Raw genomic sequence first — 17859 nt, forward strand, 5'->3', positions numbered from 1 at the left:
GACCGGAGACCCGCCATGAACAGCCGTATCCGTTGCGAGCGGCTCGGCGTCGATGCCGGGCTGCACCACTTCATCGAAAACGAAGCCCTGCCCGGCACCGGCGTCCAACCGGCGGCCTTCTGGAAGGGACTGTCGGAACTCGCCCATGACCTGGCCCCGCGCGTTCGCGAACTGCTCGCCACGCGTGACCGCATCCAGGCCGAGATGGACCGCTGGCACCGCGAGCACCCCGGGCCGATCCGCGATGCCGCCGCCTACCGGGCCCATCTCGAAGCCATCGGTTATCTCGTGCCGCAGCCCGCGCCATTTTCGGTCAGCACCACCGACGTCGACGAGGAAACCTGCAGTATCGCCGGGCCGCAACTGGTCGTGCCCGTCACCAATGCTCGCTATGCGCTCAACGCCGCCAATGCGCGCTGGGGCAGTCTGTACGACGCGCTTTACGGCACGGATGCGCTGCCAGAGGATGACGGCACGGAGCGACGCAAGGGCTACAACCCGGTACGCGGGCGCAAGGTCGTCGAGCGCGTGCGCGAGTTCCTCGACGAGGTCGCACCGCTGGCGTCCGGCAGGCACGCCTGGGCGCGCGCCTATCGCGTGCGGGATGGTCGTCTCCTCGTACAGCTCGAGAACGGCTCGGACACGGGACTGGAGCACGCAGAGCGCTTTGCCGGATTCCAGGGCGATCCGTCTTCGCCCGAGTGCGTTCTGCTGCGCCACAACGGCCTGCACGTCGAGATTCGCATCGACCCGGAAAGCCCCACCGGCCGCGTCGACGCGGCCGGGGTGTCCGACGTCATCGTCGAGGCGGCGCTGACCACCATCATCGACCTGGAGGATTCGATCGCCGCGGTCGACGCCGACGACAAGGTGCTGGCCTACCGCAACTGGCTGGGTCTGATGCAGGGCACGCTCAGCACGAGTTTCGTCAAGGGCGGCGAGACCGTGCGCCGCACGCTCGCGCCGGACCGCGAATACACCGCGCCCGACGGCGCAACGCTGCGCCTGCACGGGCGCTCGCTGATGTTCATCCGTAACGTCGGCTCGCTGCTCACCTGCCCTGCGGTGACGCTCGAGGACGGCAGCGAGATTCCCGAGGAGATCCTCGACGCCGCGGTGACCGTGGCCATCGCGATGCATGACCTGGCGGCGCGGCGCAACTCGCGCACCGGCAGCATCTACATCGTCAAGCCCAAGATGCACGGGCCAGAGGAAGTGGCTCTCGCCGACGAGCTGTTCGGCCGCGTCGAGGCCATGCTCGGCCTGCCGCGCGACACGCTGAAGATGGGCATCATGGACGAGGAGCGCCGCACCTCGGTGAATCTGGCCGCCTGCATCCATGCCGCACGCTCGCGCGTGGCCTTCATCAACACCGGCTTTCTCGACCGCACCGGTGACGAGATCCACACCGCGATGGAAGCCGGCCCGATGCTGCGCAAGGGCGCGATGAAGGGCACGCCGTGGATCACCGCCTACGAGCGCCACAACGTACTCGCCGGCCTGGCCTGCGGCCTGCGCGGTCGCGCGCAGATCGGTAAGGGCATGTGGGCCATGCCCGACCGCATGGCGGCCATGCTCGAGCAGAAGATCGCCCACCCGCAGGCCGGCGCCAACACCGCCTGGGTGCCCTCGCCGACCGCCGCGACGCTGCACGCGCTGCACTACCATCGCGTGGACGTCACCGCGCTGCAGGAGAAGATGGAGCGCGAAAACGACTTCGCCGCGCTGCGCGACGAACTGCTCGCCGACCTGCTCACGGTGCCGGTGGTCGAGCGCGCCGAATGGTCGGCCGACGAGATTCGCCAGGAACTGGAAAACAACGCCCAGGGCATCCTCGGCTACGTCGTGCGCTGGATCGATCAGGGCGTGGGCTGCTCCAAGGTGCCCGACATCAACGACGTCGGCCTGATGGAGGACCGGGCCACGCTGCGCATCTCCAGTCAGCACATCGCCAACTGGCTGCGCCATGGCGTATGCACCGAACAGCAGGTGCGCGACACCATGCGCCGCATGGCGGCGGTGGTCGACGGCCAGAACGCCGACGACCCGGCCTACCGCCCGATGAGCGAGGACTTCGAGCACTCGGCGGCCTTCCGCGCCGCCTGCGCGTTGGTCTTCGAAGGCTGCGCCCAGCCCAACGGCTATACCGAACCGCTGCTGCATCACTGGCGGCGCAAGGCCAAGGCGGCGGCCACGGGCTGAGCGACGGCGCTTTTGCACTGTGCACGACGGCGCCTGCGGGCGCCGTCGTGGTTTGCGCCCATTGCATCGACGCGCGCACAGGCGGAAACTGACCGGCAACAGTCCCGCCGGAGGTGTTCGCCATGATCCCTGTCTCGGTGCATGACGTCCGCAACATCGCCCTGCTCGGGCACGCCGGTTGCGGCAAGACCACCCTCGTCGAAGCGCTGCTCGCCGCAGCCGGCGAGATCGGCGCGGCGGGCAGCGTGGAACGCGGCACGACGCAGACCGACTTCGACCCGCTCGAACGCGAGATGGGGCACTCGCTGTCGGCAGCCGTGGTGCATCTGGAGCGCGACGGCCACTGGATCAACCTGATCGACACCCCTGGCCTGCCCGATCTGGCCGGCCGCGCGCTGTGTGCGCTGGGTGCTGCCGACACCGGGGCGGTGCTGATCGACGCCTCATCGGGCATCGAGAGCGTCACACGACGCATGATGGCCGCGGCCGCCGACAAGTGCAGACTGATCGTCGTCAGCAAGATCGACGCGGCGGGCTGGGACGCGGCCGCGCTGATGGACGAGATCGCGCACAGCTTCGGCCGCGAGTGCCTGCCCATCAACCTGCCCTCGGCCGACGGGACGCGCGTGGTGGACTGCTTCTTGGCGCCCGACTATGAGGCCGACACCGCATGCTCGAGCGTGCGCGAGGCACATGACATCCTCGTCGACCAGGTCGTCGAACTCGACGAGGATCTGATGGCGGCCTATCTCGAACAGGGCGAGACGCTCGACCCGCAGCAACTCCACGACCCGTTCGAGCGCGCCCTGCGCGAAGGCCATCTGGTGCCGGTGTGCTTCGTGTCCGCGCGCAGCGGCGCCGGCGTGCATGAGTTGCTCGACATCGTCGCGCAACTCATGCCGGACCCCACCGAAGGAAATCCGCCGCGCTTTTGCGACGGCGAGGGCGCCGCGGCGCGCGCGGTGGATGTCGTGCCCGATCCCGAGCGTCATGTCGTCGCCCATGTGTTCGCGATCGCCAACGATCCCTTCCGCGGCAAGCTCGCACTGCTGCGCATCCACCAGGGGCGCATCACGCCCAACACCCAGCTCTACATCGGCGATGCGCGCAAGAGCTTTCGCGTCGCTCACCTGCTGCGCCCGCAGGGTCGCAATCAGGTGGAGACGCCGGCCGGAGTACCGGGCGACCTGTGCGCACTCGCGCGCATCGACGAGATCCATCTGGGCGACGTGCTGCACGACTCCCACGACGAGGATGCGCTGCACCTGGTACACCCGCCCTACCCGCAGCCGGTGTTCGGTCTGGCGCTGATCCCGCACAAGCATGGCGACGAGCAGAAACTGTCCGAGGCGCTCGCGCGCCTGGTCGACGAAGACCCGTGCATCGAGACCGGCTTCGACGCGCAGTCGCGACATCTGGTGGTGCGCGGCCTGGGCGAGATGCACCTGCGCATCGTGCAGGAGCAATTGCGCAGCCGCTGGAACCTGCAATTCGACACCGCCCCGCCCGCCGTACCCTATCGCGAGACCATCGCCGGCAGCGCCGAGGCGCGCTACCGCCACAAGAAGCAAAGCGGCGGCGCCGGCCAGTTCGGCGAGGTCGCACTGCGCGTGGAGGCGCTGCCGCGCGGCGCCGGCATCGAACTGGGCAACGAGGTCAAGGGCGGCGCCATCCCCACCAACTTCCTGCCGGCCGTCGAAAAGGGTGTGCGCCAGGCGCTCGACGAGGGCGCACTGGCCGGCTTCCCGGTGCAGGACGTGCGCGTGGTGCTGGTCGACGGCAAACACCATCCGGTCGATTCCAACGAGATCTCCTTCGTCACCGCCGGGCGTGCGGCGACCATCGATGCGCTGCTCGCCGCACGCCCCATCGTACTCGAGCCACAGATCGAGATCGCGCTCGACATCGACGAGCATCACTTCGGCGAGGTCAGCGCGGAGTTCGCCACGCGGCGCGGGCGCATCACCGGCACCGAAACGGCGGCCGACGGGCTGACGCGGCTGGTCGCGGCGATGCCGCTGGCCGAACTCGACGGCTTCGAGGCCCGCCTCAAGGCCATCCTCGCTGGCTCGAGCACCTTCACGCTCACCGCCGCCGGTTTCGAGCCGGCGCCACCCGAAGTGCAGAAGAAACTCGCCTCCACGCGGGGCAACGGTGGCTGAGTCGGACGCCGAGGCACAGCGCCAGCGCGCACTCGCGCGGCACTGGCGTGCCAGCCTGCGGCTGACGGCGGCCCTGCTCGTGCTGTGGTTCGCCGTGGTCATCGTCGCGGCGATCTACGCGCGCGCGCTCAGTAATTTCAGCGTGCTGGGCATCCCCCTGTCCTTCTACATCTTCGCGCAGGGCGCACCCCTGCTCTTTCTCGCCATCATCGGCGTATACGCCCGGCACATGAACCGCGCCGATCGCCGCTTTGCAAAAAAACACCCCCGGTCTGCGTGAAATTGTCCCTGTGCAAGCTTTCTGTAAGTTTCGCCACCGATACTGCCTCCAACGACGCAGCAATGCCGGGCTTTCACGACAAGCCGCAAACGGCGGGGCCGGTAACCCGAATCGCTGCTCATGCACAGACCACTTCCACTGCGGACTTTTGCCCGCGTGCTTGCAACCCCCGCTTGTCGGGGGTTTTTTTTGTGCATTGCCACGTCGAATGCCGGTAAGGCACGACCATCAGGCTTGCAAAGTCGGCAATTCATCGGCACTCGATGATATAATCGCACGCTTTTCTCCCCCTGTTTTCGAGGTGCCACCTTGACCCTCGCCGTCCAGCCCCCGCTCGAGATCGATACCTTCCACCCGCCGCGTCGCATCCTGCTCGGTCCGGGCCCGTCGGACCTGCACCCGCAGGTCAAGTCGGCGCTCGCCCAGGGCGTGATCGGCTACCTCGATCCGGTCTTCGTGTCGATGATGGAAGAGCTCAAGACGCTGATGCGCTACGCCTTCCAGACGAAGAACGCGCTCACCTTCCCGATGTCGGGCCCAGGCTCGGTCGGCATGGAGGCATGCTTCGTCAACCTGGTCGAGCCGGGTGACAAGGTCATCGTGTGCCGCAACGGCGTGTTCGGCGGACGCATGATCGAGAACGTGGAGCGCTGCGGCGCCACGGCCATCGTCGTCGAGGACGAGTGGGGCCTGGCGGTCGACCCGCAGAAGCTCGAGGACGCGCTGCGCGCCCATCCGGACGCGCGTCTGGTGGCCTTCGTGCATGCCGAAACCTCGACCGGCGCGCAGTCGGACGCGCAGACGCTGTGCGACATCGCGCGCCGTCACGACTGCCTGACCATCGTCGACGCCGTCACCTCGCTCGCCGGCACCCCGGTGCTGGTCGACGAATGGGGTGCGGACGCAGTGTATTCGGCCACGCAGAAGTGTTTGTCGTGCACGCCGGGCCTGTCGCCGGTGACCTTCTCCGATCGCGCGATCGAGAAGGTGCGCGCGCGCCAGACGCGCGTGCAGAGCTGGTTCATGGACCTGAAGCTGGTGCTCGACTACTGGAGCGCCTCGCAGCGTACCTATCACCACACCGCGCCGGGCAACAGCCTGTACGGTCTGCACGAGGCCCTGCGCCTGCTCGCCGCCGAAGGTCTGGAGCACGCCTGGGCGCGCCATCGCCGCCACCACGAAGCGCTCAAGGCCGGCCTGGACCAGCTCGGCCTGGAGTTCATCGTGCCCGAGGGCGCACGCCTGCCGCAGATGAACGCGGTGCGCATCCCGGATGGCATGGACGACAAGGCCATTCGTCGCGCCCTGCTCGACGAATACGCAGTCGAAATCGGCGCCGGCCTCGGCCCGCTCGCCGGCAAGATCTGGCGCTTCGGCCTGATGGGCTACTCTGCACGCGAGGAGAACGTGCTGGGCGCGCTGTCCGCGATGGAAATGGTGCTCGCTGCCAACGGCATGAAGGTCGATCAGGGTGCGGCCATCACCGCCGCCCAGCGCGTGCTCGCCACGCACCACCACGTGCCGGCTTCGGCGACCTCGGCCTGACCGACACGTCGCGCCGCAAAAAAAAGCCACGGCATGCCGTGGCTTTTTTTCGTCCGCCGGACAGCCCGCCTGGCGCGCCTTGCGCCAGGACGGGGTGGGCGCCTCAAGCGCCCAACGCGGCCAGTGCGGCCAGTGCGTCATTGAAGGTGGCACTCGGACACATCACCGCCTTGCACTTTGCTGAATCCACGCGGTAGTAGCCGCCAATGTCCACCGGCTTGCCCTGCACTTCCTTGAGCTCGGCGACGATCCTGTCCTCGCCCTCATCGAGCGACTTCGCCAGTGGCGCGAAGAAGGCGGCCAGCTCGGCGTCCTCGCTCTGCGCGGCCAGCGCCTGCGCCCAGTACAGGGTCAGGTAGAACTGGCTGCCGCGGTTGTCCAGTTCGCCGGTGCGACGCGAGGGCGACTTGTCGAGATCGAGCAGCTTGCCGGTGGCCTCGTCCAGCGTTCTGGCGAGGATCTTGGCCCTGGCATTGCCGTTCTTGATGCCGAGTTCTTCCAGCGATACCGCCAGCGCGAGGTACTCGCCCAGCGAATCCCAGCGCAGGTGGTTCTCTTCCACCAATTGCTGCACGTGCTTGGGCGCCGAGCCGCCGGCGCCGGTCTCGTACAGGCCGCCGCCGGCCATCAGCGGGACGATGGAGAGCATCTTGGCCGAGGTGCCCAACTCCATGATGGGGAACAGGTCAGTGAGGTAGTCGCGCAGGATGTTGCCGGTCACCGAGATGGTGTCCAGACCGCGCACGACGCGCTCCAGCGTGTAACGCATGGCGCGCACCTGCGACATGATCTGGATGTCCAGCCCGCTGGTGTCGTGATCCTGGAGGTAGGTCCGGACCTTCTTGATGAGTTCGTTCTCGTGCGGGCGATAGGGGTCGAGCCAGAAGATGGCCGGCATGCCGGAGTTGCGCGCGCGGGTCACGGCCAGCTTGACCCAGTCGCGGATGGCCGCGTCCTTGACCTGGCACATGCGCCAGATGTCGCCGGCTTCCACGTTCTGCGACAGCAGCACTTCGCCGGTGGCCAGATCGGTGATGTTGGCCACACCCGCCTCCGGCACCTCGAAGGTCTTGTCGTGGGAGCCGTATTCCTCGGCCTTCTGCGCCATCAGGCCGACGTTGGGCACGGTACCCATGGTCTTCGGATCGAAGTTGCCGTGCCATTTGCAGAAGTTGATCATCTCCTGGTAGATGCGGGCGAAGGTCGATTCCGGCATCACCGCCTTGCAGTCGTGGGGCTTGCCGTCCGCACCCCACATCTTGCCGCCCTGGCGGATCATCGCCGGCATGGATGCGTCGACGATGATGTCGTTGGGCGAATGGAAGTTGGTGATGCCCTTGGCAGAATCCACCATCGCCAGCTCCGGGCGATGCTCCTGGCAGGCATGCAGATCACGGATGATCTCGTCGCGCAGGGATTCCGGCAGCGACTTGATCTTCTCGTAGAGGTCGCTCATGCCGTTGTTGACGTTCACGCCCAGCTCGTCGAACAGCTTGCCGTGCTTCTCGAATGCCTCCCTGTAGTAGATCTTGACGCAGTGACCGAAGACGATGGGGTGCGAGACCTTCATCATCGTCGCCTTTACGTGCAGCGAGAACAGGATGCCGGCTTCGCGGCAGTCCTCGAGCTCGCGCTCGTAGAACTCGCACAGCGCCTTCTTGCTCATGAACATCGAGTCGATGACCTCGCCGTCCTGCAAGGCAACCCTGGGCTTGAGCACGAGGGTCTCACCGGAGGCGGTGACCAGTTCCATCTTCACGTCGCGTGCGCGATCGAGCGTCATCGACTTCTCGCCGTGGTAGAAGTCGCCGTGGTGCATGTGGGAGACGTGGGTGCGCGACCACTGCTTCCACTCACCCATCGAGTGCGGGTGCTTGCGGACGTAGTTCTTCACCGCCAACGGCGCGCGGCGGTCGGAGTTGCCTTCGCGCAGCACAGGGTTCACCGCCGAACCCAGACACTTGGAATAGCGCTCCTTGATGGCATTTTCTTCGTCGCTCTTCGGGTCTTCCGGGTAATCCGGCACCTTGCAGCCCTTGCCCTGCAGCTCCTTCACCGCCGCCTTGAGCTGGCCCACCGAGGCGGAGATGTTGGGCAACTTGATGATGTTTGCGTCCGGCTGCAGCGTCAGCGCGCCCAATTCGGCCAGGGTGTTGGGCACCTTCTGCTCGTCGCTCAGGAATTCGGGGAACTCGGCGAGGATGCGAGCGCCCAGCGAGATATCGGCTTCCTCGACCTTGATGCCGGCGGGTGCGGTAAAGGTACGGACCACCGGCAAAAAGGCGGTGGTCGCCAGCATCGGGGCTTCGTCGGTGATGGTGTAGAAGATGGTCGGCTGCTGCGACATTGCTTGTTTCTCCCTCATGGTCTGGGTGCGCTGATCGACGGATGGCACCCGCAGGCGCCGGCGCTGCGAGAGACACGGGAACAGGCGCCCGGCCGGGCGCGCCCCTCGCGACGGCCTCCCGCCTTGTGTGCAGCCACTTCCGGCACGAGCACGGGCTGACCGCCATGCGCTGCCGTGCGGCTTCCAGGCGAGTTTGCTGGTGCCATTATAGCGCCGCGAGGGCGTCTGCATGCCAGCCGCCAAACTCGCTGACAATATAACATTATATATAAGACACAAGACATGCGGGGCGCGGCCACTGTGCGAAAGGTATCGGCGCCCCTGTCCGCAGGAGTCGCGCCTCACATGAGGTCTCACGCGGCCATGAAAAACGGGCCGTGCGACACAATGGTCACACGGCCCGCCCGGAGGTGTTTTTTGCCGGGCAAAGCCCGGCGGGCCGTCAGGCCAGACCCGGATTGCCTTCCATGCCCTTGAGCCTGGGCATGTTGATGTCGACCTGACGAATCGTCTTGCGATCGCGCAGGTGGCGCGCCACGACTTCCCAGATCGGCGGACCGGAATCGCGCGCCGCTTCCTGCACCGGCGCCCAGCCGGCGACCTTGTAGATCTTGTTCGGATCGATGGGCTTGCCACCCAGCATCATGTCGCTGATGCGCCCGCCCATGTCGGCCATCGGGTCGCAGGCATATTCGAGACCGCCCACGCGCACCATGTCGCCGCCCTGCTGGTAGTACGGATCGGGGTTGAAGATGTTGTCGCACACATCCTCGAGCACGGTCTTGATCATCTCGCCGCTCATCTCGCTGACCGTGGTCCACGGATAGGTGATCGCCGTCTGGTCCATCAGGTGTTCCATCGTGATGGTGTCGCCCGGCAGCAGCGACGTGCCCCAGCGGAAACCCGGCGAGAAGGCGATCTCGGCGTCGAGTTCGGCGATCATCGCGTCGACCAGCAGCTGGTCCCAGGAGCCGTTGAAGTTGCCGCGACGGTAGAGCAGGCCTTCGGTGACGGCCAGCGGCTCGGCGAGCTTGTCGAGGAAGGGTGCGCGCACCTTGTCGATCAGGGCCTGCATCTCGGGGTCGGCCGGCAGCAGGTTGGAAAACACCGGCAGCAGCTTGTAGCGGAAATCGCGCACCTTGCCGTCACGCACGTCGAAGTCCATCACGCCGAGGAACTTGCCGTTGGAACCGGCGTTGGTCACCAGGGTCTTGCCGCCGGCGTTCTCGACCACGGTCGGGGCCGGCACGCCGTCGTGCGTGTGGCCGCCGAAGATGGCGTCGATGCCGGTCACGCGGCTGGCCATCTTGAGATCCACGTCCATGCCGTTGTGCGACAGCAGCACGACCACCTGCGCCCCCTCGGCGCGCGCCGCATCCACGGTCTCCTGCATCTCGCGGTCGCGGATGCCGAAGGTCCAGTCCGGCGTGAGCCAGCGCGGGTTGGCCACCGGCGTGTAGGGGAAGGCCTGGCCCACGATGGCGACCTTCACGCCATTGATGTTGCGCATCACGTAAGGCTTGAAGACCGGATCTTCGAAGTCGGTGGTCTTGACGTTCTGCGCAACGATGTCGACGTGACCGACGAAGTCCTTCTCTTCGATCTCCTTGACCCGATCCGCGCCCAGGGTGCTTTCCCAGTGTAGCGTCATGACGTCGACGCCGAGCAGCTTGCAGGCGTCGACCATGTCCTGGCCGTCGGTCCACAGCGCGGTGGCCGAACCCTGCCAGGTGTCGCCACCGTCGAGCAGCAACGCACCGGGGCGGCTGGCCTTCATGCGCTTGACCAGGGTGGAAAGATGCGCGAAGCCGCCGACCTTGCCGTAGGTACGGGCCGCTTCGGTGAAATTCAGATAGGTGAAGGCGTGCGCCTCGATGCTGCCGGGCTGGTAGCCGAAATGCTTGAGCAGCGCATCGCCCACCAGGTGCGGCGGCTGGCCACGCATGCCGGCCACGCCGAGGTTCACGTTCGGTTCGCGGAAATAGATCGGCACCAGTTGCGCGTGGCAGTCGGTCATGTGCAGCAGGCTGACGTTGCCGAAGGGCGGCAGGTCGTACAGCGCCTCGGCCGATTTCGCGGCGCTGGCGAAATCGCTCGAGAGCGTCATTCCGCCTGCCGCGGCGACCGCGAGGATCTGCATGAATTCACGACGGTTCATCGACATGACGTAACCTTTTTCGTTTTATTTCAGTGTCTTGCGATTGACGGACTGAAACTGATGGGTAAAAAAAGCCCGCGGCCTGCGCCGCGGGCCGGATCGTGGCTTACTTGTTGACCGGGGATTCCGGATCGAACAGATAGGCCATCACATGGCGGATCTGCTCCTCGGTGAGGATGCCGCCGTAGCCGTTGCGCGGCATGTCGCTGCACGCGTGATAGGCCTTGGCGTTGTAGATCTTGCCCCAGGTGTATTTGACGATCTCCTCGGAGCGGCCGCGGATCTTGGCGTAGCCCTGGAGGTTGACGCCGATCGTGCCGTAGGACATCTCGGCAGGATCGAGGCCGTGGCAGTTGTAGCAGCCGCCGCCGTTGGGCGCGTCGGGCTTGTCGCGCCAGGTCAGGCCACGACCGCTGAACGCGATCTTGTGCCCTTCCTTCCAGTCGCCGCCTTCCCAGTAGTCGCCGTTCGAAGGCCACTTGATGGTCTTCATCTCGGCCGCCTCGAGCTTCTTGCGCGTGGCATCGTCGAGCGTGTCCGGACTGGAGCACGCCTTCTGCACGGCATCCTGATCCATGCGGTCCATGGTCGCCTGACCGTTAGCCTTGAACGAGGACTGGATCATCTTCTCGAGCTTGGCGTCCATGTTTCCGTGCCCGTCGGCCAACGCAAGACCGGCGAACAGCGCCAGCGGAGCAATCATCAGCATCTTTTTCATCACGTTTCCTCCCTTAGCGCTTGGCGGAGGGCGCTTTCATCGTGCCCCCGTTGGCCGTACCGGCCATATAGACCGACAGGGCGATGGTGACATCCGAACCGTAGATCGGCTCGGCCGTGCGCTGCTGGCGGAAGCAGTCCCACAAGCGATGCTGCATGGTCCAGAACTGCGAGTTGGACACGCGATAGGCCGGCCAGGAACCCCAGCCAGCCGCCGCGCCTTCGGCCGTGGTCAGGTTGGGCAGGTCCTGCATGCGGATACGCTTGCCGTCGACGGCGTGACAGGTCGAGCAGGCAAAGTCCATCGGACCGGCACGGTAGAAGAACATCTTCTCGCCGAGTTCGTACATCTCCTTCATCTTGGGATGATCGAGATTGACGTCGATGGTGTCGCCGCGCGACTGGCCGACCACGTAGGCCACGAGCTCGGCAACCTTGCCGCGCTCACCCTGGCGGAACTTGCCGTTGATGATTTCCTCGGACGGGATGCCCTGCAGGTTCTCGATACAGGTCATCAGACGCGATTCGAGATCCTGCACGCGCCCGGTGTCCTCGTAGTAGCGCGGCATTTGCGCGTACGCTCCCTCGACGACGCCTGGGCCGAGGCCCAGGTCGCACTTCTCGAGCGTGGCGTTCTTGGGACCGCGCGGCGTGACCCACAACTCCTCGCCGGCCATTTCATACAGTTCGGCGGGGTTGCTGTCCTGCAGCATCTGACGATACTGCTCGAGCGCGGCTGCGGTGTTGTCCTGCGCTGCGACTCCGGACGACCCCCCAGCGATCGCGGCGGCGACCGCCGCTGTGACGATGCTTTTTTTCATTGTCTCTCCTCCGGGTTTCCTCTGGCTGGTAGTGCGCGATGCCGACACGACCGGGCTGAGCGGCGCTCGTCCGCGAGGACGAAGGCCGCGACCGGCCCGACGCCGGTCGGGCATCAGCGGATCTGTACCTTGTCGGTACGCGACTCGCCCTTGTTGTCCTTCCAACTCACCTCCACGGTGTCGCCGGAAGCGCCGCCCTTGAACTTGAACGACAGATACGGGTTGGTCGACACCGACGGCCCCATCTCGGCGTTCAGGACGGTCTTGTCGTTGTGCTTGGCGGTCAGTTCGGTGATGTAGTGGGCCGGGATCGGGTTGCCCGAGCCGTCCTTGCGCTGACCGGTTTCCATCGGGTGCGACATCAGCACGCGCACTTCGGTGACGCCGTCCGCCGTAGCGGCGCGAATTCGCATGGGTCCTGCCATGATCTTTCTCCTTTGCTAATCGGGAACAGGTCAGCCGCCGCAGCCGCCGAGCGTGACCTTGATTTCCTTCTTGTTCATGTAGTACTTGTCGCCCGCCTTGACGACGGCGTAGACGTCCGATGTCTGGCCCATCTTGATGCGGGTCTGCACTTCGCCCATGGTGCCATCGGGCAGCATGAAGTTGGCCGCGACCATGTTCGGGTTCTTCTCGACCATGATCGAGACCGACTCGGTGCCCGGAATGTTGCTCAACACGCCCACCGGCACGACCGCGCCGTTCTCGGCGATGTCGGGCGCGATGAGTTGCACGTCGTCGCTCATTTCCGGCTTGGCCGCACCCATGGCGGTGAGCGCCTCGTCGATGGTCTTTGCGTCGAACACTCGCTGATCCCGCGCCAGCGCGGTACCAGGCTTGACCAGGCCGGCCGCCACGAGCATGCCGAAGATTCCCAGTCCGCCCCCGGTCTTGAGGGCACCCCTGCGTTGATGATTCATCCCGACTCTCCTCTCGTTTGTCGAACTCACTGCGCTTTCGCGCCTTGCTGAATCCACCTGACGAGCAGTTCGACATCCTCGTCCGACAGGTGGCCTTGCGGCGGCATCGGAACATTGCCCCAGACACCAAAACCGCCTTTTCGAATCTTCTCCGCAAGATATTCGCCGATGTCGGCCTTGTCGCGGTACTTGTTTTCGATCTCGGCAAAGCTCGGGCCGACGATCTTGTTGTTGAGCCCGTGACAGGCCGTACAACCGTTCTCCTTGGCCGCGGCATGGCCCGCTTGCGCCTCGCTCGGTGCCTTGCTCGCGTCGTCGGCTGCCGGCTCCACAGTCTGCTGGCCACGCACCGCCCCGACCACACGGTTCTGGTCGGCGAGGTTGCCGTGGGCGTCGCGTGCGTGTTCGGGCAGGGCCGACACCAGTTCGACTTCATCCTTGCAGTTACTCATGCAGGCGACGTTTTGTACATCAGGGATTCCCCCGTTGCCCATGCCTCCGGCCGATGCCGGCGCGCCCGGCCACATGCCGTGATCGGTGGTCATGCCGTTGCGGTTGGGCATGCGCTCCTGCACTTCGCGGATGGTCTGCTCGTTGAGTTCATAGTCGTAAGGGACGACTTCGGCCAGATTGAGCATGTAGGCGAGCAGCGCATACACGTCGTCATCGGACAGCGACTTGGGACTGGTCCAGGGCATGGCGCGACGGATGTAGTCGAACAGCGTGGCCACCGTCGGCACCTTCATCATCGTCGTACGCTGTGGGAAACCGCCCTCGGCCAGCGCACGCACGCGACCGGTCTCGATGTCCTCCTTGGTGGTGCCACCGACCAGCGGCGTGAACACCTCGTTGGACTCGCCGAAGATGCCGTGACAGGAGGCGCACTGCTCTTCCCACAGGATTTCGCCGTCGGCGGCCGTGCCCTTGCCGGCGGGCAGACCCTTGAAGTCGGGCCGCACGTCGATGTCCCAGGCCTCGACCTCGGCGGGCGTGGCCTCGCGACCGATGCCCGTATAGTCGCCGAAAGCTGCGGCCGACCCCGCAGCGAACACCAGCGCCGCCGCGATGAGCGTCTTAGAGTACTTGGACATTGCCCACCTCACCGGATTCCGCAACCTTCCACGACTGGATGGCGTTGTTGTGATAGATCGAGGACGTGCCGCGCACCTTGCGCAGTTGCCCGTAGGACGGCTGCACGTAGCCGGTCTCGTCGACCGCGCGTGACTGCAGGATGTAGGGCTTGCCGTCCCACACCCAGTCGCAGTTGAAGCGGGTCAGCGCCTTGGGCAGCACCGGCCCCTCCAGACGCGCCGGCATCCAGTTGATGCCGCCGTCGACCGAGACGTCGACGCGCGTGATCTTGCCGCGGCCCGACCACGCCAGACCGGTGATGTTGTGGAAACCCTTGTCGAGCAGCAGCTGACCGCCGGACGGGCTGGTGATCACCGACTTGCACTCCTGGATCGACGTGTACTGACGATGCACACCGTCGGGCATCATGTCGATGTAGTGCACCGCCTCGTCCTTGGCGCCCCACGGCTGATCACCGACCTCGATGCGGCGCAGCCACTTGACCCAGCTCACGCCCTGCACGCCCGGCACCACCAGGCGCAGCGGATAGCCGTTCTCGGGACGCAGCATCTCGCCGTTCATGCCGTAGGCCACCAGCACCTCGCCGGACTCGACCATTTCCATCGGGATGGTGCGCGTCATCGACGAGCCGTCCGCGCCCTCGGCGAGGATGTAGCGACCCTTCTTGTAGTCTGCGCCGCACATGTCGAGGATGAGCTTGAGCGGCACGCCGGTGAATTCAGAACAGGACAGCATGCCGTGGCTGTACTGCACCGTCGGCACCGCCACGTTGCCCCACTCCATGCCGGTGTTGGCGCCGCACTCGATGAAGTGGATGCGCGAAACCGAGGGCAGACGCATCAGGTCGTCCATGGTGTAGACCGCCTCGGTCTTGACCAGGCCGTTGATCATCAGGCGGTGACGGTTGGGATCGACGTCGTGCCAACCCTGGTGATGGCGCTCGAAGTGCAGGCCGGAGGGCGTGATCATGCCGAACAGGCCCTGCAGCGGCGTGAAGCTCACCGACGAGCCGGGCACGCGGGTCAGGCCCGGGCTCTGGCGACGCACCAGGCCGCGCTCGAATTGCGAGGGCATGCCGTAGGGGTTGGCGGCCACCGGCTGACCCAGCGTGGTGGACCACTCGGGCAGTTCGAGAATGGCCGGATCGCCCTTGGGCGAGGCGGCGAAGGCCGCCGGCGCGGCAACCGCGGCGCCGGCCGCGGCAAAGGCCTTGCGCAGGAAGCCGCGACGCCCCGCGGCGACCGCGCGGATATCGTCTTGCGACAGAAAGTTCTCCGGCGCCGGGCGGATGCGCCCAAACCGGGTTTCAGGGGTGGTCATGCATGGATCTCCGTTGATGCTCTTTCGATGCGTTCACACGGCCTTGCCGTTGAGTTCCTTTTCCAGCCGCTCGAACGAAGCGCGTTGCGGCTGGTTCATGTCGGCACGCGCGGCGATGGTCACGCACACGGTGCGGCACATGTCCTTGAAGTTCGGATCGACGATGCGGTAGAAGACCTGGCTGCCCTCGCGCCGACGATCGACGATGCCTGCGCGGTAGAGCATGTTCAGGTGGCGCGAGGTGTTGGCCTGCGTCAGCCCGGACTTGTCGACGATCTCGCTGACCGGCAACTCGACCTCGCACAGCGCGTGCAGGATGCGCAGTCTCGCCGGCTCGGCGAGCAGGCCGAAGTAGTCGGCCACGCTTTCGAAAACCTTGCTCAGCTCATCCATACTGTTTATCCGCTCATGGCATCCGTTTATTCGACTATATGAGCATGTGCGCATATGGTCAAATAAAAATTTAGCCTGTTTCATCCCGAACGCAACACTGGCGACGTTCCGGCGCGCTTGGTAGCCGGGAACAAACCGCTGTAATCTCACGACAGGGCGCCCAGAACGCCCGACCGGGAGCGCCGGCGGCACACCTCGCGGCGGCTCGCCCAGAATTGCTAAAGAGGAGACGGACCGTGAAACCACATCATCTGATCGCTGCCTTCTGCCTGGCCGGCTTCGCCGGTCTCGCAGCGGCGGAATACCCCAACGCGGCGCGCGACCTGGCCGCCACCTGTGCCAACTGCCACGGCACCAATGGCGAAAGTGCAGGCGGATCGGATTCGCTCGCCGGTGTGCCGGCCGACAACATCCTCCAGAAACTCGAGGAGTTCCGCGCAGGCGACCGGCCGGCGACGATCATGCATCAGATCGCCAAGGGCTATACCGATGAACAACTCAAGCTGGTCGCGGACTGGTTCGCGGCCCGCAAGTGAGCCGGGGGGAGAAAACCATGCCAAGCAGACGCGATTTCCTGAAGGGTACCGGCGCATTCGCCGCCGGCAGTGCCATCCTCGGCCCCGCCCATGCCAGCGACGTCACCCAGCGAGCCATCGAGGCCGGCAAGGAGTTGATGCGTGAATTCGGCGTGACCGACAAGACCGATCGCAAGGACCGCAAGCCGGCCCATGTGGTGGTGGTCGGCGGCGGCTTCGGCGGCGCCACCGCAGCCAAGTACATCCGCATGTGGAGCGACGGCACGGTCAAGGTCACACTGGTCGAGCGCAATGCGCAGTTCGTCTCTTGCCCGATCTCCAACCTGGTGATCGGCGGCGTCAAGAACATCGAGGACATCTCCGCCGGCTACGACAACCTGCAGAAGCAGTGGGGCATCGAGGTCATCACCGATTCGGTCATCGGCATCGACCCGAACACCCGCGAGATCCGCCTGGCGCGCGGCGATACGCTCAAGTACGACCGCGCCGTGCTGTCCCCGGGCGTGGACTTCATGCCCGACATGGTGGAGGGCCTGACCGGTAACGAACACCTCGTGCCGCACGCCTGGAAGGCCGGCGCACAGACCGTGCTGCTGCGCAGCCAGCTCGAAACCATGCCCGACGGCGGCGTCTACGCCATGCACATCCCGCTCGCGCCCTTCCGCTGCCCGCCGGGCCCCTACGAGCGTGCCAGCCTCATCGCCAACTACTTCAAGCAGCACAAGCCCAAGTCCAAGGTGCTGATCCTCGACAGCAACCCGGACATCCAGTCCAAGAAGGGACTGTTCACCAAGGCCTGGGAAGCGAACTACCCCGGCATGATCGAATATCGCGCGAACAGCCGGCTGATGGCGGTCGACGCGGCCACGCGCACGGCCGAACTCGAGTTCTCGACGGTCAAGGCCGACGTGCTCAACGTCGTGCCGCCGATGCGCGCCGGACGACTGGTCGATTTCCTCGGCGTGGACCTGGCCAACGATCGCTGGGTCGAGGTCAATTTCCAGACGCTGGAGGTCAAGGGCGTACCGGGCGTGCATGTGCTCGGCGACGCCACGCTGTCGGCACCGGGCATGCCCAAGTCCGGCCACATGGCCAACCAGCACGCCAAGGTCGCGGCTGCGGCCATCGTCGAGATGCTTGCCGGCCGTTCGCCCAACCCGACGCCGGTGGTGATGAACACCTGCTACAGCTTCACCGACGAGAAGACCGGCATCCACGTCGCCTCCGTGCACCAGTGGGACAACGAGAAACGCACGCTGCTGCCGGTCCAGGGCGCGGGCGGCATCTCGGCGGCAGGCAGTTCGCTGGAGGGGCGGCATGCGCTCAACTGGGCGCGCAACATCTGGGCCGACATGCTCACTTGAGG

General features: G+C 65.7%; 15 protein-coding genes. 6 read left to right on the forward strand and 9 right to left on the reverse strand.

Features of this window, described 5'->3' with window-relative positions; all coding sequences use genetic code 11:
• Positions 1 to 15: 15 nt before the first annotated feature.
• The 4 genes from C0099_RS11230 (at position 16) to C0099_RS11245 (ending at position 6189) form a co-directional block, all read left to right on the forward strand.
• Positions 16 to 2202 (forward strand): malate synthase G, encoded by a 2187-nt coding sequence (locus tag C0099_RS11230; protein WP_102247497.1) that lies wholly within the window; start codon positions 16 to 18, stop codon positions 2200 to 2202.
• 122 nt (positions 2203 to 2324) lie between these two features.
• Positions 2325 to 4364 (forward strand): elongation factor G, encoded by a 2040-nt coding sequence (gene fusA, locus C0099_RS11235; protein WP_102247498.1) that lies wholly within the window; start codon positions 2325 to 2327, stop codon positions 4362 to 4364.
• Positions 4357 to 4644, forward strand: a complete 288-nt coding sequence (locus C0099_RS11240) for a DUF4212 domain-containing protein (protein WP_102247499.1) — start codon at positions 4357 to 4359, stop codon at positions 4642 to 4644. Before fusA ends, C0099_RS11240 begins: the two co-directional genes overlap by 8 nt.
• 309 nt (positions 4645 to 4953) lie before the next feature.
• The gene (locus C0099_RS11245; protein WP_102247500.1) at positions 4954 to 6189 is read left to right on the forward strand and encodes a pyridoxal-phosphate-dependent aminotransferase family protein; all 1236 of its coding nucleotides are present in this window, start codon (positions 4954 to 4956) and stop codon (positions 6187 to 6189) included.
• Positions 6190 to 6292: 103 nt separating this feature from the next.
• On the opposite strand, the gene C0099_RS11250 is transcribed toward C0099_RS11245, so the two are convergent.
• The 9 genes from C0099_RS11250 to C0099_RS11290 form a co-directional block, all read right to left on the reverse strand.
• Complete coding sequence (locus C0099_RS11250) at positions 6293 to 8536, reverse strand: NADP-dependent isocitrate dehydrogenase (RefSeq protein WP_102247501.1); 2244 nt, start codon at positions 8534 to 8536, stop codon at positions 6293 to 6295.
• 442 nt (positions 8537 to 8978) lie between these two features.
• Complete coding sequence (gene soxB / locus C0099_RS11255; protein ID WP_228151571.1) at positions 8979 to 10694, reverse strand: thiosulfohydrolase SoxB; 1716 nt, start codon at positions 10692 to 10694, stop codon at positions 8979 to 8981.
• A gap of 106 nt (positions 10695 to 10800) precedes the next feature.
• On the reverse strand, positions 10801 to 11412 hold the full coding sequence (soxX, locus tag C0099_RS11260; protein ID WP_102247503.1) for a sulfur oxidation c-type cytochrome SoxX: 612 nt from the start codon (positions 11410 to 11412) through the stop codon (positions 10801 to 10803).
• A gap of 13 nt (positions 11413 to 11425) precedes the next feature.
• Positions 11426 to 12232 carry a sulfur oxidation c-type cytochrome SoxA gene (soxA, locus tag C0099_RS11265; protein ID WP_102247504.1) on the reverse strand — a complete coding sequence of 269 codons (807 nt, stop codon included), beginning with the start codon at positions 12230 to 12232 and terminating at the stop codon, positions 11426 to 11428.
• A 113-nt stretch (positions 12233 to 12345) separates the two neighbouring features.
• Positions 12346 to 12657: a thiosulfate oxidation carrier complex protein SoxZ gene (gene soxZ / locus C0099_RS11270; RefSeq protein WP_173768956.1), complete on the reverse strand. Its 312-nt coding sequence runs from the start codon at positions 12655 to 12657 to the stop codon at positions 12346 to 12348.
• 30 nt (positions 12658 to 12687) lie between these two features.
• Positions 12688 to 13152: a thiosulfate oxidation carrier protein SoxY gene (gene soxY, locus C0099_RS11275; protein WP_102247505.1), complete on the reverse strand. Its 465-nt coding sequence runs from the start codon at positions 13150 to 13152 to the stop codon at positions 12688 to 12690.
• Between the two features lie 26 nt (positions 13153 to 13178).
• Positions 13179 to 14243, reverse strand: a complete 1065-nt coding sequence (locus C0099_RS11280) for a c-type cytochrome (protein ID WP_102247506.1) — start codon at positions 14241 to 14243, stop codon at positions 13179 to 13181.
• The gene (soxC, locus tag C0099_RS11285; protein WP_102247507.1) at positions 14227 to 15564 is read right to left on the reverse strand and encodes a sulfite dehydrogenase; all 1338 of its coding nucleotides are present in this window, start codon (positions 15562 to 15564) and stop codon (positions 14227 to 14229) included. The genes C0099_RS11280 and soxC overlap by 17 nt, the downstream gene beginning before the upstream one ends.
• A 33-nt stretch (positions 15565 to 15597) precedes the next feature.
• Positions 15598 to 15957, reverse strand: a complete 360-nt coding sequence (locus C0099_RS11290; protein WP_102247508.1) for an ArsR/SmtB family transcription factor — start codon at positions 15955 to 15957, stop codon at positions 15598 to 15600.
• 236 nt (positions 15958 to 16193) lie between these two features.
• Here C0099_RS11290 and C0099_RS11295 point away from each other — a divergent pair, with 236 nt between their 5' ends.
• Complete coding sequence (locus C0099_RS11295) at positions 16194 to 16493, forward strand: c-type cytochrome (RefSeq protein ID WP_102247509.1); 300 nt, start codon at positions 16194 to 16196, stop codon at positions 16491 to 16493.
• A 17-nt stretch (positions 16494 to 16510) separates the two neighbouring features.
• The gene (locus C0099_RS11300) at positions 16511 to 17857 is read left to right on the forward strand and encodes an FCSD flavin-binding domain-containing protein (RefSeq protein WP_102247510.1); all 1347 of its coding nucleotides are present in this window, start codon (positions 16511 to 16513) and stop codon (positions 17855 to 17857) included.
• The last annotated feature ends 2 nt before the right edge of the window (positions 17858 to 17859 follow it).

The organism is Pseudazoarcus pumilus, from assembly GCF_002872475.1.
GTDB classification, from domain to species: Bacteria; Pseudomonadota; Gammaproteobacteria; order Burkholderiales; family Rhodocyclaceae; genus Pseudazoarcus; species Pseudazoarcus pumilus.

Bases quoted from the DNA above. Each gene is read 5' to 3' on its own strand.
- C0099_RS11230 (WP_102247497.1), top strand. From the start codon at position 16: ATGAACAGCCGTATCCGTTGCGAGCGGCTCGGCGTCGATGCCGGGCTG.
- fusA (WP_102247498.1), top strand. From the start codon at position 2,325: ATGATCCCTGTCTCGGTGCATGACGTCCGCAACATCGCCCTGCTCGGG.
- C0099_RS11250 (WP_102247501.1), bottom strand. From the start codon at position 8,536: ATGTCGCAGCAGCCGACCATCTTCTACACCATCACCGACGAAGCCCCG.
- soxB (WP_228151571.1), bottom strand. From the start codon at position 10,694: ATGAACCGTCGTGAATTCATGCAGATCCTCGCGGTCGCCGCGGCAGGC.
- soxX (WP_102247503.1), bottom strand. From the start codon at position 11,412: ATGAAAAAGATGCTGATGATTGCTCCGCTGGCGCTGTTCGCCGGTCTT.
- soxA (WP_102247504.1), bottom strand. From the start codon at position 12,232: ATGAAAAAAAGCATCGTCACAGCGGCGGTCGCCGCCGCGATCGCTGGG.
- soxZ (WP_173768956.1), bottom strand. From the start codon at position 12,657: ATGGCAGGACCCATGCGAATTCGCGCCGCTACGGCGGACGGCGTCACC.
- soxY (WP_102247505.1), bottom strand. From the start codon at position 13,152: ATGAATCATCAACGCAGGGGTGCCCTCAAGACCGGGGGCGGACTGGGA.
- C0099_RS11280 (WP_102247506.1), bottom strand. From the start codon at position 14,243: ATGTCCAAGTACTCTAAGACGCTCATCGCGGCGGCGCTGGTGTTCGCT.
- soxC (WP_102247507.1), bottom strand. From the start codon at position 15,564: ATGACCACCCCTGAAACCCGGTTTGGGCGCATCCGCCCGGCGCCGGAG.
- C0099_RS11290 (WP_102247508.1), bottom strand. From the start codon at position 15,957: ATGGATGAGCTGAGCAAGGTTTTCGAAAGCGTGGCCGACTACTTCGGC.
- C0099_RS11300 (WP_102247510.1), top strand. From the start codon at position 16,511: ATGCCAAGCAGACGCGATTTCCTGAAGGGTACCGGCGCATTCGCCGCC.